General features: G+C 71.8%; 10 protein-coding genes. 4 read left to right on the top strand and 6 right to left on the bottom strand.

All coding sequences use genetic code 11. The features are described 5' to 3' along the window. The first annotated feature begins 143 nt into the window (after positions 1-143). Both GPA04_RS18150 and GPA04_RS18145 read left to right on the top strand, forming a co-directional pair. On the top strand, positions 144-3,074 hold the full coding sequence (locus GPA04_RS18150; RefSeq protein ID WP_156225618.1) for a glycosyl hydrolase: 2,931 nt from the start codon (positions 144-146) through the stop codon (positions 3,072-3,074). 12 nt (positions 3,075-3,086) lie between these two features. Further along, positions 3,087-3,590: a MarR family winged helix-turn-helix transcriptional regulator gene (locus GPA04_RS18145; protein ID WP_156225617.1), complete on the top strand. Its 504-nt coding sequence runs from the start codon at positions 3,087-3,089 to the stop codon at positions 3,588-3,590. Positions 3,591-3,622: 32 nt separating this feature from the next. Here GPA04_RS18145 and GPA04_RS18140 read toward each other — a convergent pair whose 3' ends face one another. Further along, complete coding sequence (locus GPA04_RS18140) at positions 3,623-6,436, bottom strand: cation-translocating P-type ATPase (RefSeq protein WP_156225616.1); 2,814 nt, start codon at positions 6,434-6,436, stop codon at positions 3,623-3,625. A gap of 148 nt (positions 6,437-6,584) precedes the next feature. Between GPA04_RS18140 and GPA04_RS18135 the strand changes: the two genes are divergently transcribed. After that, a complete protein-coding gene (locus tag GPA04_RS18135; protein ID WP_162458659.1) occupies positions 6,585-7,511 on the top strand; it encodes an acetylxylan esterase in 927 nt (308 codons plus the stop codon). 12 nt (positions 7,512-7,523) lie between these two features. Here the strand turns inward: GPA04_RS18135 and GPA04_RS18130 are convergent, their stop codons facing one another. The 4 genes from GPA04_RS18130 to GPA04_RS18115 are packed head-to-tail and all read right to left on the bottom strand — an operon-like array spanning position 7,524 to position 11,161. Then, positions 7,524-8,579: a family 43 glycosylhydrolase gene (locus tag GPA04_RS18130; RefSeq protein WP_162458658.1), complete on the bottom strand. Its 1,056-nt coding sequence runs from the start codon at positions 8,577-8,579 to the stop codon at positions 7,524-7,526. A 20-nt stretch (positions 8,580-8,599) separates the two neighbouring features. Continuing rightward, the gene (locus GPA04_RS18125) at positions 8,600-9,283 is read right to left on the bottom strand and encodes a 2-phosphosulfolactate phosphatase (protein WP_162458657.1); all 684 of its coding nucleotides are present in this window, start codon (positions 9,281-9,283) and stop codon (positions 8,600-8,602) included. A gap of 5 nt (positions 9,284-9,288) precedes the next feature. Then, entirely contained in the window at positions 9,289-10,032 is a 744-nt protein-coding gene (locus GPA04_RS18120; protein ID WP_156225612.1) for a methyltransferase domain-containing protein, read from the bottom strand. Positions 10,033-10,075: 43 nt separating this feature from the next. Further along, the gene (locus GPA04_RS18115; RefSeq protein WP_156225611.1) at positions 10,076-11,161 is read right to left on the bottom strand and encodes a serine hydrolase domain-containing protein; all 1,086 of its coding nucleotides are present in this window, start codon (positions 11,159-11,161) and stop codon (positions 10,076-10,078) included. 78 nt (positions 11,162-11,239) lie between these two features. Here GPA04_RS18115 and GPA04_RS18110 point away from each other — a divergent pair, with 78 nt between their 5' ends. Continuing rightward, positions 11,240-11,764, top strand: coding sequence for a PadR family transcriptional regulator (locus tag GPA04_RS18110; RefSeq protein WP_156225610.1), 525 nt, complete (start codon positions 11,240-11,242; stop codon positions 11,762-11,764). Here GPA04_RS18110 and GPA04_RS18105 read toward each other — a convergent pair. Continuing rightward, a complete protein-coding gene (locus GPA04_RS18105; protein WP_241680907.1) occupies positions 11,716-13,848 on the bottom strand; it encodes a hypothetical protein in 2,133 nt (710 codons plus the stop codon). The two genes, GPA04_RS18110 and GPA04_RS18105, sit on opposite strands and share 49 nt — an antisense overlap. Positions 13,849-13,855 lie beyond the last annotated feature (7 nt).

Here is a 13,855-nt window from a genome sequence, read left to right as displayed (position 1 = left end):
CACGCTGGCACAGATCGTGGGCGCTCAGTCACCGCCGCCGCGTCCGGATGGTCCGAAGCCGGCCGATCTATTGTCGTGGCGACATCAGATGGCTAGCATCGGCGTCGTCAGCAGCGTTCGACGACGAACGAGAGCGAGTCCCTGTGTCCCTCGAGACGTTCCGCGCCGAGGTCGCCGAACCGGCGATCGAGTTCCGTCCAGAGCTGCGGTGGTGGCTGGCCGAGGGGCTGCACACCGACGAGACCCTGCGCCGCGAGATCGCCGACGCGCACCGGCTCGGTTTCGGTGGCATGGAGTTCCTCGCGATGGACGAGGGCGACATCGACCACAGCCGTTACGGGTGGGGCGCCGAGGAGTGGGTGCACGACTCCCACATCGTGGTCGAGGAGACCACCAGGCGCGGCATGTCGGTGAGCTTCACCTCGGGCACGAACTGGTCGAACGCGAACCTGCCCACCATCACCCCGGACGACCGCGCCGCAGCCCAGGAGCTGGACGTCGCCGTCGAGGACCTCGAGGGCAGGGCGCACCGGTCCGGGCCGCTCCCCCGCATCGATCTCGACGCCCCACCCCCGGTCACCACGCTGCCGGGCCATCGCGGCACCATCACCGAGCAGCACCTGGTCGCGGTCGTCGCGGCCAGGGTGATCGGCGACGGCGTCCTGGACGTCGCGTCGGTGACGGACCTGACACCCGTCGTCGTCGACGAGACCCTGGAGTGGGCGGCACCCGAGGGCCACTGGCGGCTGTTCTGCTACTGGATGCACGGCACGGGCCAGACGGCGAACCCTTCCGCGTCCGTCAACTACACCGTCAACTACCTCGACCGCGACGGCGTGGACGCGGTCATCGCCTACTGGGACGAGGTGGTGCTCACGCCCGAGCTGCGCGAGCAGATCGCCGCGAACCCGCGCGCGCAGATGTACATGGACTCGCTCGAGCTCTCGACCTTCGGTGCCGGCGGCCTGTTCTTCGGCTGGACGGTGATCGAGGAGTTCCGGGCCCGCCGCGGCTACGACCTGGTGCCGTGGCTGCCGTTCCTGACCCGGACCGCGGCCTTCATGGCGGTCTCCACCGTCTACCACCACCAGCCGGCCGAGCCCGACCGCATCACCGTCGCCAAGGTCCGCCACGACTACGCGCGCACCCTGACCGACCTCTACATCGAGAACATGCTGCGCCCGTTCGCGCAGTTCCTGCACTCGGTGGGCCTGACGCTGCGGGCCGAGATCAGCTACGGCCTGCCGTTCGAGCTGACCCGCCCGGGGCCGGAGGTCGACGGCATCGAGACCGAGTCGCTCGAGTTCGGCAGCCAGATCGACGCCTATCGGCTGCTTGCCGGACCGGCGCACCTGTTCGGCAAGCAGTACTCCTCGGAGACCGGTGCGACCACGCGCAACCACATGCTCGACCACCGGTTCTACGACCAGGTCATCGCGACCCAGCTGGCGGCGGGCATCACCAAGACCGTGCTGCACGGGTGGGCCAGCCCGGCGGGCGCGGAGGGCGTGACGACGTGGCCCGGCCACGAGGGCATGTGGCCGATGTTCTCCGAGCGGTTCGACACCCGGCAGCCCGCCTCCGAGCTCTACCCGCTGTGGACCGCGGCGATCGCGCGGCTGCAGTACGCGCTGCGGTGCGGCAGGCCGCGCATCGACGTCGGCATCCTGCGCACCGACCACTTCACCGACAACCTCGTGGGCATGAGCCTGACCGGCCCGGACGGCGAGCGCATCCCGGACGAGGTCGCCTACGGGACGATGTGGATGCGCGACCGCGAGAACCACTGGTGGCAGGACCTGTCGATGCAGGACGCGGGCATCACCTACGAGTTCTTCGACGGATCGCTGCTGCTGCGTGATGATGTCGTCTTCGACGACCGGTCAGCGCTCGTGCAGCCCGACGGGCCCGGGTACGCGGCGCTGATCGTCTACCAGGAGGAGCTGGATCCCGACGTCGCCGCGCACCTGCTGACGTGGGTCGACCGCGGGCTGCGGCTGGTGCTCGTCGACGGCGCTCGTGAGGTCGAGTTCCTCATGGCGGGCAGGCACCGGGTCCACGAGCGCGCCGCCGCACGCACCCCGGGCCTGGACGGCCGGGACGACGAGCTCGCAGCAACGATGGCTGCGCTGCGCGAGCGTCCGACCGTGGCGGAGGTGGGTTCGCCGTCGGAGGTGGTCGCCGCGCTGGAAGGCCTCGGGGTGACCGGGCGGGCCCGGTTCGTCACCGAGGACCAGCGGGTCCTCACGCACCTGCGCGAGGACGGCGACTTGCTCGTCCTGTACGTCTACCACTTCCTCTACGAGACCGACCAGCCGACGACCACCGTGCAGGTGCGGCTCCCTGGCCTCGGCGCGGCGCACCGTCTCGATGCCTGGTCGGGCGAGGTCCGCCCTCACCGGGGCGCCACACCCGACGGCGAGAGCACCGTCGTCGATCTCACGCTGGCTCCCGGGGAGGTCGCCGTCCTCGTGCTCGACCGAGCGGCTGCGCCGCTCGGCTCGGCCGCCCCAGCTCTCGAGGTGGTGACCGAGGTGACCGGCTGGAGCGCCGCCGTCGAGAGCTGGGACGCCGGCGAGCCGGAGGTGATCACCGAGGACCGCGGGCTCGGCTACGTGACCCGCGAGGTACGACCGACCACCGCGGTGACCCGCATCGAGGTCGGCCCCACCGAGCTGCGACCGTGGACCGCGCTCGACGGCGTGGGGCCGGAGGTCTCCGGTGTCGGGGAGTACCGGGCGAGCGTGTCGGTGCCCGCGCTCCAGGAGGGGCGCTACCTCCTCGACCTCGGGTCGACCGGCGGCGGGCTCGGCTCGGTCCAGGTCGGCGCCGGGCCGGTGCGGGGGTTCGACACCTCACGGCCGGTGATCGACGTGACCGCGGACCTGCGCGAGGGTGCGAACGCGGTGGTGGTGCGGGTGGCCAGCTCGCTCAACAACCGGCTGCTCGCTCGCGGCTACTACGACGGCGTCCGCGACGTCGTCGCGATGTCGGAGGGCGTCGAGCGGATGCAGGTCGCGGTGGTGCGCGAGCACGGATTGCTCGGGCCGGTACGGCTGCTGCGAGAGCACTGAGGAGCCGGCACGATGGCCCGCGGTGACGTGGGGGACGCCGCGTCCGCCGACCTGAGCCCCGTGATCCGGCCGCGGCCGCGCGACCTGCGGGTCTCGTTGACGTCGATCGTGCACTGGGCCGACAGCACCCCCGTGCGGCGGCACGTCATGTCGGTGGTCGACTTCCCGTACGAGGACATGGGGATGTTCCTCGTCGTCAACCAGCTGACCTACAACGGCGCGATGCGGCCGGCCGAGCTGGTGCAGGTGCTCGGCGGCACACCCACGAACATGAGCAAGATCGTCGGTCGGCTGGTCGCGGCGGGGCTCGTGGTGCGGGTCGCGGCGCCCGACGACGACCGCGGGGTGCTCGTCGCCCTCACCTCGACGGGGCGCGCGGTCGGCGAGCGCATCGTGGCACGTGCCGCCGACACCCTCGCGACCGCGCTGGCCGATTGGCCACGTGACGACGTCGAGGCGCTCGAGCGGTTGCTGGAGCGGCTCGCGCGGGACGCGACCGCGGTGTCAGAGAACTGACTGCTTGGACTCGCTCGATCCGGCAGGATCGATCACCTTCGGGCGTCGCGGGCCACCGAGGCCCGCCACAGCAGCTTGCGGAGCTCGTCGAACCACAGCACGCTGGACGCCATCGCCACCGCGACGCCCCAGTGCGCCAGATCCATGGAGGCGGTGCCGAAGGCAGCCTGCAGGGGTGGCAGCTCCACCACCGCCACCTGCAGCGTGGCGCCCAGCCCCAACGCGCCCCACAGCCACCTGTTCACGAAGATCCGGTGGAACGCGGTGGTGGTCTCCGAGCGCGAGTTGAGCGCGTTGAACAGCTGCGCGAGCACCAGGGTGGTGAAGCCCGCTGTGCGGGCGACCTCGAGGGAGTCGTTGCCGGCGATCATGCCGCCCGGCAGGAAGATGTCGATGGTGATCAGTGTCGCCATGGCCATCACGAGCCCGATGGAGAGGATCCCTGTCCACATGCGCCGGTCGATGATCCGCTCGGTCAGCTGCCGCGGCGGTCGTGCCATGACGTCGTCGACCTCGGGGTCCACACCCATCGCCAGTGCGGGGCCCGAGTCCGTCACCAGGTTGATCCACAGGATCTGGGTGGCCAGCAGCGGCACCACCACGGCGTCGTCGCTGGCGCCGGTCAGCCCGAGGAGTCCGGCGAGGACGACTCCGAAGAAGACGGTGAAGACCTCGCCCATGTTGGAGGAGAGGAGGTAGCGCAGGAACTTCTTGATGTTGTCGAAGATGACGCGGCCCTGGCGTACTGCGGCGACGATCGTGGAGAAGTTGTCGTCGCCGAGGATCAGGTTGGCTGCCTCCTTCGTCACGTCGGTCCCGGTGCCCATGGCGACCCCGATGTCGGCAGACTTCAGCGCGGGCGCGTCGTTGACGCCGTCCCCGGTCATCGCCACGACGTGCCCGTCGGCCTGCAGCCCATCCACGATCTGCAGCTTGTTCTGCGGCGCGACCCGGGCGTAGACGGAGACCTGTCGGGTGAGGTCACGCAAGTCTGCCGAGTCCAGCTGGTCCAGACCAGCGCCGGTGACCGCCCGGGCACCCTCGTCGACGATGCCGAGGTCCTCGGCGATGCGCACCGCGGTGGTCGGGTGGTCGCCGGTGATCATCATGACCCGCACGCCCGCCCGGTGTGCGTCGGCGATCGCTTGCGCCACCTCCGGGCGTGGGGGGTCGATGATGCCGACCACACCGACGTAGACCAGGTCCTTCTCGGCGCCCGTGAGGTCCTCCACCGAGGTACCCGCAGCGATGCGGCGGTAGGCGACCCCGAGCGTGCGATACGCCTGCTGGGAGAGCTCCTCGACGTCGGCCAGCGCACTGGCGCGTCCGTCGTCGCCCAACGGAACGATCTCGTCGCCGAGCTGGCGATGCGTGCACCGTTCCAGGAGCACATCGGGTGCCCCCTTGGTCACGAGCGCCCGTTCGCCCGCTCCCTCGGGGTCGACGAGCACGGACATCATCTTGCGCTCGGAGGTGAACGGGATGTCACCGCGCCGCTGGAACGAGCGAACCTGCTCGACCGTGCCGACCTTGTGCGCCGCGACGAGGAACGCGGCCTCCGTGGGGTCCCCCTGGATCTGCCACTCGCCGTCGTGCTCCGCGAGCTGGGCGTCGTTCGCCAGCGCACCACCCCCGATGACCATGCTGACCTCACGTGTGAGCGCCGGATCGGTCAGCTCCTTGCCGTCCACCAGCGCGCGGCCCTCCGGGCGGTATCCGACACCGGTCAGGCGGACCGCCCCGGAGGCGGTGATCACCCGCTCGATCGTCATCTCGTTCTTGGTCAACGTGCCGGTCTTGTCCGAGGCGATGACCGACGCCGAGCCGAGCGTCTCCACGGACTGGAGCTCCTTGACGACGGCGTTGCGCCGCGCCATCCGCTGCACCCCGATCGCCAGCACCACGGAGAGGATCGCAGGCAGACCTTCCGGCACGGCGGCCACGGCCAGGGAGACCCCGAGCAGCAGCACGGTGACGAAGTCACCGAGCGTGGTGACCTGATTGACCAGGGCGGTGACGACCATGACGACCACGGCGATCACGATCACGGTGAACCCGAGGAGCTTGCTCACGGCGGCGATCTCGCGCTGCAGCGGCGTCACCTCATCCTCGGTGGCATCAAGCATCTCGGCGATGGCACCCATCTGGGTGCTCATCCCGGTGTCCGTCACCAGTGCGCGACCGGTTCCCTGTGCCACGGCGGTGCCCTTGAACACCATGTCGAGCCGGTCGCCGAGCGGAGCCTCGGCCGTGAGGGTCGCGACGCCCTTCGTCACCGATTCGCTCTCGCCGGTGAGCGAGGACTCCTGGACCCGCAGTGCGCTCGCTCGGAACAGGCGAGCGTCAGCTCCGACGGCTTCGCCCTCGCTGAGCACCAGCACGTCACCGCGGACGAGCTCAGCGGATGGAACGGTGACCAGCACCCCGTCGCGCATCACCGTCGACGTCGCGGCCGTCATCGACTGCAACGCCGCGACGGCGTTCTCGGCCTTGCTCTCCTGGACGAATCCCAGCACCCCGTTGAGGGTGACCACGGCGGCGATCACGGTGGCGTCGATCGGGAGGCCACGCATCCCCTCCACAGCCCAGGCGATCAGCGAGACCACGACGGCCACGAGCAGCAGGTAGACCAACGGGTCCCGGAACTGGGCGAGGATCTTGCGCCACAGCGGCACGGGCGGGGTGGCGCGCAGCTCGTTGCGGCCGTCGGCGGCGAGGCGACGCGCCGCCTCCTCGGCGCTGAGACCCGTGTCGAGGTCGACAGCGAGCTCGTGAGCGAGGTCGGCGACCGGCCGGAGCGAGGGATCCTGGCCAGCGCCAGCGTTGGCGCCATGCGGCTCCAGCATGGGCGGTTCGTTCGGCTCGATCGAGGAGGTCATCGTCCACCTGTCCCCATCCCCGTCGGCAACGACGACATGTCGAGCCGCTCTGCCCGTCCACACAGTGATCCTCGCACGCCGGGTGCCACGAGCGTTCGCTGCCAGGATGATCGCCATGAGCGAGGCTGTCCCGCTGGACGCGGACCGAGGTGAGCTGACCGAGGAGCTGCTGGCCGGCCCACCCGAGTTCGACGAGTTCTGGCGGGAGCGGCACGCGCAGGCTCGCGCCGTCGAGCCCGGCGCCCGGAGGGTGCGGGAGATCGGCCGCGAGCCCGGGTGGCGCCTGAGCGAGGTCCGCTTCACGAGCACCGGCGGCATCGAGCTCGGTGCGTACCTCCTCGAGCCTGACGGCGGTGTCGATCGTGTCGTGGTCGGGCTGAGCGGCTACGGGGGTGCGCACGAGCCGTTCGACCCGCTGCGGCGGCCCGGGGTGGCCGAGCTCTCGCCCGCGGTCCGTGGCATGCCCGCCCTGAGCGAGCAGCCAGGCATCCCGGACGTCGCGGCCGAGCACGTGCTGCACGGCATCGCTGCGCGCGAGACCTATGTGATCGGTGGCTGCGTGCAGGACGCCTGGGTCGCGATCACCGCGGCGCAGCAGCTCTTCCCCGAAACTCGCCGCGTGGACCTGCGGGGCAGCAGCTTCGGCGGTGGTCTCGGCGCGCTCGCGCTGCCGTGGGACGACCGCGTGACCGCGGCGACGCTCACCGTGCCCACCTTCGGCAACCACCCCGCCCGGCTGCGCACGCCGTGCACCGGCAGCGGCGAGTCGGTGCGGCTGCTGGCGCAGCGCGACCCGCACGTCGTCGAGACCGTGCGGTACTTCGACGCCGCCACCGCAGCGGCACGCGTGCAGGTCCCGGTGCTGGTCGGTGCCGCACGGGTGGACCCCGCGGTGCCGCCGGTCGGGCAGTTCGCCGTCTACGAGGCGCTGCCCGGCCCGAAGATGCTGGTCGAGCTGACCGCGGGCCACCTGGAGTTCGACGGCGTCGAGCGTCAGCACCAGACCATGCAGGGCGCCTCGCGCGGGTGGCTCGACCTCTGAGGGGAGGGCGTGCTACCCGGCGCCCCGTTGTCCGGTCACCCGCAGGCCCTCCGGTGTCGCGACGACGTCGTGGATCTCGGCCCTCACACGTGGCGTGCCCATGCCGCGGTGGAGCACGAGCACCAGATCGCCCTCATGGGTGGTGAGCAGCATCCCGTGACCGGCGTTGCCGTCGACCAGCACGTGGCCCTGCTCCCACGGGCCCAGCAGTGAGCCCGAGCGGGAGATCGCCTGCGTCTCGACGTACTCGCCACCGGTGAACGAGCTGCCCGGGCGATAGGACGCCCAGATCATCGCGAGCGCGCCACCCGGCAGCGGCCACAGCTGCGGCCCGTCGGTCACGTACGGCGCGAGCGCGGCGACCGAGGGCGTGATGCTGCGGTACCAGGACGCCTCGGAGCCGCGGAACAGGTGCACCGGTTCGCCGATGACGCGGAGCTCGTCGTCGAGCGGCACCGCCTCCATGGTGCCGTCGACGGTCTGCACCCACTCGTGGGCGTAGACCATCCAGGGCGCGCCGTGCTCGTCGCGGGTGAGCGTTCCGTCCAGGGCCATGAAGTCCGCGGGCGTGTGCGGGCCTGCCGGGTCGAGGAGCTCGAACGGTCCGAGCGGGCCGGTCGTGCTGACCGCGAGCACCGTGCCGCGGCGCACCGGCGTCAAGTCACCCCAGCCCGAGGAGGACATCGCGATGCGGGTGCCGCGCTGCGCGACCTCGGGCAGCCGGTCGGCCGGGTTGTGCAGCGTGGTGGCCAGCACGTGCACGCCGTCGACGAGGTGCAACTCGGGCGCCCAGGGCGCCACCGAGGGATCGGCCCACGCACCCTCGGGCACCTGGAACACCGACGTCGGCGAGCCCCACCGCACCAGGTCCGGGCTCCACCACGCGAGCACCCCGGTCCCGGGCGGCGCCGGGTGGTCGGTGAGGGTGCCTTCCGGCACCTGCCGCTCCCAGCGCGCCGAGTCGTAGGCGGTGTAGAGCAGGTAGCCACCCTCGACGGCGAGGACGTACGGGTCGTGGCACGGCACGTCGTCGAGCGCGTGCGGAGCTGTCAGCGGTGTGGAGGGCACCGGCCCATTGTGGCGGGAGGTCAGCGCGCGTGGACCGCGAGCAGCCCATCGGGTTGCGGCACCGCCTGCAGCGCGTGGTCGAAGACGTCGACCTCCAGGCAGCGGCGCAGGTTGTCCGCGTCGACCCCGGGATACCGGGCGTCCGCACCGTACGCGGCGCACTCGCGCCCCGCCGTCGAGCGGACCACCCGCTCGAGGTAGGGCGAGGGATCGACAGCAGCTCCGCCGTCGAGCATCGCGACGAGGTAGTCGGCGAGAGCGACGTCCTCATCGCCCTCGGTCGGCATTAGCAGCAGCCGGGCGGGGGCGGCGGCCCGCACGGCGCGAGCGGTCGCGGCCGCCGTCGCGAACGAGGCGCACAGCACCACCGGGGCGGCGCCGGCGGCGTACGCACCCCGGGTGCCGTTGCCGGTGACCTGGATGACGGTCCGCCCGGTGAGGTCCTCGCGTGCGATCCGGCCCGGGGCGTTCGGGAGCGCGAAGCGCGGGTCGGTGCCGCCGTCCTTGAGCAGCAGAGCCTCCGGGTGATGCTCGGTCTGCGCTCGCACCGCCTCCTCGACACCCGGTGCGAAGAGCAGCCGCTCCGCGCCACGGGACAGGCACCACGGCGCGACCGTGAAGGCGCGGATCACGTCGATCACCACCGCGACATCGGCGTCCACGGCGCCCTCGAGGTCGTCCACGTGACGGGTGACGATCTCCACGGCGCTCAGCCCAGCCGCCGGGCGAGAAGGCTGACGGTATTCGGCAGCCTGCCGTCCCAGGCCGCAGCACGCAGGTCGCCCGGCTTCCAGAACGGGTCCGGGTGCTCGGCGAGGTGCTCGACGGCGAAGCCCGCCTCGAGCACGCCCGTCACCATCTGGGCCAGCGTGCGCTGGTGCTCGTAGGCACCGCCGGCGGGAAAGGTGTCGTTGACGTGACCGGGGGCGAAATAGCTGCGATCGGCGCGCACCCGGGCCTCGTCGGGCTCCCACGTCCACAGCGGCACGAGCGGGTGCGCCTCGTACACGAAGAGCGCGCCCGCGGGCCGCAGGATCCGGTGCATCTCAGCGAGGAATGCCGCGAGGTCCGCGACCCAGATCAGCGCGCCCTTGCCGGTGTAGACGAGGTCGGCGGAACCATCGGGAAGTCCCGTGGCAGGGAGCGCGACCTCGCGGTAGCGGCAGGGCAGCCCGAGCGCGTCGGCCCGCTGCTGGGCCGAGCGCACGGCGGCCGGGCTGTAGTCGAGACCGAGCACGCTCGCCGCCCCGAGCCTGGCGAGCGCGAGGTCGTCCAGGCCGTGCCCGCTCATCGGGTGGACCACCTCGGCGCCGTGCACGTCCCGCGCGAGCACCTGCTCCTCGACCGGCTCGAGCCGATAGGTGCGCGCCAGCTCCAGGTGCTCGTTCGCCTCGCGCTCGTACTTCATCGAGGCGGCGGCCCAGGCGGCTCGGGTGCGGTCGTCGTCGGTCACAACGCTCGATCCTTCCCGACCAGAACGGGGCGCACCACCGGATTCATCGCCGGGCCAGCAGCCTCGCGATCTGCATGTGCACCATGAAGCTCTGCTGCATCGCACGGTCGGAGTGGAAGTTGAGCACGACGTAGGCGTCCTGCTCGGGGTAGGCGAACACGTGCGTGGCCCACACCCCGAGGTGACCCACGGGCTCCGGCAGGCCGCGCATGAGCAGCGGCACGAGCTCGCCGAACCGGAGCGTCATCGTGCCCGCGCCGTACCGGATCCCCTGCCGGAAGCGGTTCCGCGTCCGGTCCAGGTACGCGAGCGTGTCGTGCGAGATCAGGCTGCCGCCGCGCAGCGCCTGCAGGTAGAGCACCCAGTCCCGGGGCGGCGCGACGACGTTCCCACCCGCCCAGTCGAGGCTGACGGCGTGCGCGCGGCTCAGCTCGTGCCCGCCCAGCCAGAACGGCTCGACGTCGAGGTCGGTGAGATCGTCCGCGATCAGGGTCGCGTCGTAGGGCGTCGAGGCCCGCTGCATACCGGCGGGCTCGAAGATCCGCGTCCGCAGCAGCTCGGCGAACGCCTCGCCGGCGGCTTCCTCGGCAATCCGGCCGAGCAGCACCCAGTTCGTGTCGGAGTAGCCGAACCGCTCCCCCGGTCGCCCGTCGGCCGGCAACGTCCGGGCCTCGGCCAGCAGGTCGGCGGGCGTGAACCTGCAGCCGGGATGCTCGACGGCGCCGCGCACCGAGGCAGCCGTGTCGTGCCCACGCCGGGGCTCGAAGTAGTCCGGCAGGCCGGAGGTCTGCGTGAGCAGGTGCTCCACCGTGACGTCGGTGGCGACGTCGACGCCCGGGGCAGCCGGGAGCCCGGCCACGTCCGAGGCCGGGAGCACCGCTCCGAGCGGGGAGTCGAAGCTGAGCCTGCCCTGCTCGACGAGCTGGGCGACCAGGGTCGCCGTCAGGAGCTTGCCTGCGCTCGCAGCGTGGAAGGGCCGGTCGACGGCGCCGAACTCGAAGGACTCCTCCGGTGCCTGCACCAGCACCTGCGGAGCGGGGAGCCGGGGCGCGCGCCGCCGGCTCAGCCGCTCCAGCGACCGCTGCAGCCGTGCGACGCCCCGGTGCGTGGGGTTGGTTCTCGTGAGCATGTCCACCCTCCTTTGATATACCTCATAGACAGGTCTACTAGATATGTCTAGGAGGGTCAAGAGGTCTAGGGTGATGCTGTGGCGCACGTGATCCTGGGCCTGCTGCTCATCGCACCGCAGAGCCTCTACGACCTCATCAAGTCGTTCGAGGCCGGGGTCTCGCTCTTCTACAGCGCCTCGTCGGGCAGCATCAAGCGCGCCCTGGACGGGCTGCTCGCGGACGGTCTCATCGAGGTCGCGAGCTCCGACGGCGCCCGTGGTCGCAAGGTCTATCGCGTCACCGACGCGGGTCGCGCGGCGTTCCGCACGTGGATGACCGGCGAACCCGCCGGTGACGTCGAGACCGCTGCGCTGTCACGTCTGTACTTCCTCGGGCTGCTGCCTGCCGAGGACCGGGCCGGTGTGCTGGGCCGCGTCCACGCACGCATCGAGGCAGGTCTGAAGGAGCTCGAGCATCTCTCCGAGCGGATCGCCCAGGTCGAGATCGGCGAGGAGCACGTCGACCTCGCGCGGTACCAGCTCGCCACCTTGGAGTACGGACTGGGTTCCTACCGTCACGCCGAGGCGTTCTTCGGCGAGCTGCGCCGTGCGGAGAGCGGCTGAGGACTCACCGCACCCGGGGCCGGGACGAAGCCCTCGTGCCGCACGTCCCAGCCCGGCGGCACGCCCGGCTGCGGCGGCCCACCCTCCCAGCCGCCGATCATCAGGGCCACGGCACTCAGCAGCGCGCCGTTGCCCGGCAGGTAGGCGGGCAACGACGGGCGCTGGGGGTTGTGACCGTGCGAGCCGTGGTGGTTCTTGGCGACCGGGAGCAGCAACGCCTCGACCGCGTCGGCGCCTCGCCCCAGCCGCGCCGCCGTCATGGCGAGCATCCCGTAGTCCCAACCCCACGTGCTGGACCAGTCCCAGTCCGCGAGCACGCCGTCGAGCGTCCGTGACATGGCGGCCTCGTCGATGAGACCGGTCGGCGGGACGACCCCCAGGGCCGCGACCATCGAGGGGTGGTCGGTCCGGATCGTGAAGGGCTCGACGTCGACCGCCTCGTAGACGCCGTCGCGCAGCGCCGGCGCGACGATGCCCGCGGCGACGTCGCGCCAGTGCGGCCGTCCCGGGAGCCCGAGGTCGCGCAGCCAGTCGGCCGCGACGAGCAGCGCCCAGCGCCAGTACGCCAGCTCGAACGTCGGGTTGGTCAGCCGGTGCCGCAGCTGCGCGTACGACTCCTGCGCAGGGACGAGCGGCGGACCGAGCGCGTAGCCGGCGTCGGTGAGGCTGACGATGTCGGCCATCAGCTCGGCGGTCTCGGTCACGATCTCCCGGTAGCGCTCCTGGACGGCGGTCGCCGCCGCCTCTCCGTGCTGCGCCAGCGCGGCCCGGCGCACCAGCTCGGCCAGATGCAGCGGATGCGGCTGCTGCCAGAGCAGGAACGGGCCGATGTCGCTGGGCGACTCGCGCGCCTCCGGCCCGACCTGCTTGGGCCAGCGCGCACCCCGGTATCCCTGCCGGGTCGCGATCTCCCGGGCCGTCGGGAGGATCCGCTGGTACCAGGACAGCGACCGCTCCAGCAGCTCCGGCCTCCCCCACGAGGCGAAGTGCGCTGCGTGCCACCAGTGCATCTCCAGGTGGAACCGCCCACGCCAGGAGTTCGTCAGCAACCCGGTCTCCGCGGGCGGCAGCGAGCCTGCGCAGTTTATGCGGGTCAGGTACTGCGAGAGCACGATCCGACGCTCGAGCTCGTGGGCGCGCTCGTCCTCGACCTGACCGAGGTCGACGGCGGCCCCCGACTCCCAGAACCGCGGCCACTCGAGCCGGCACGCCGAGAGCACCTCGTCGACGTCGGTCGCGGCCTCGGTGGGGTCGCCGTGGTCGAACCGCACGCTCAGCGAGAGGCTGGTTCCGGCAGGGGTGATGCGGACGCGATGCTCCTCGAGGAGCTCGAGAGCGCCGTCGGTGGTCACGGTCAGCGTGTAGGTGGTCGCGTCGAGCCGGCGCACGACCTGCCAGCCGCCGGACCCGGCGCGTACCTCGGTGGTGTGCGCGTGCGGGGTGCGCAGGTCGAGCGCGTTCGTCCAGGACTCGCTGCCGTAGCCGAACCGCAGCTCGAGAGCCGGGACGTGGCCCGCCACCCGCACGGCGAGGATGTCCTCGGTCGGATGGACCGCCGTCGTGACCTCGGTGGCGACGTGACCGGGCACGGCGAACCGGCTGTGCAGCAGCCCGGACCACAGGTCGAGGTGCTGCTCGGTCTCGGTGAGCGCATCGAGGGCGACCGGGAGCGCGAAACCGACCAGCCCGAGATGGACGCGGTGCGGATTGTTGCGCAGCGCGCGCTCGTTGTCGGTCCCGGCGTCACCATCGGGACCGTGCGCGGTGGTGTCGAGGTCGACGTAGGAGACCGGGCCGCGCGGCGTCTCGTACAGACGCAACGCGTCCTCCAGCCGCGCATCGAGCGCCGCGGGCGAGCTGTGCCAGCCCCACTGGGCCATGGTGCCGAGCAGCGTGCCGGGCGGCTCGCCGTGCAGCGACGCGTGCGGGTGCGCGTCCGGGTACGTCTGCAGACCCGTGAGGTCGACAGCGACGGCGAGCTCGCCGTTCCCCAGCTGCAGCGGTTCCCCGGGGCGGTGCTCGCGTTGGCGCGGGTCGTGCCTGCTGACCACGGCGCGGCGGTCGATCGGGGTCCGTCGTGGCATGTCGTCC

The organism is Pseudactinotalea suaedae (assembly GCF_009733815.1).
GTDB lineage: Bacteria > Actinomycetota > Actinomycetes > Actinomycetales > Beutenbergiaceae > Pseudactinotalea > Pseudactinotalea suaedae.
The sequence above is the reverse complement of the archived record's forward strand: the minus strand, read 5'-3'. Positions and strand labels throughout refer to the sequence as shown.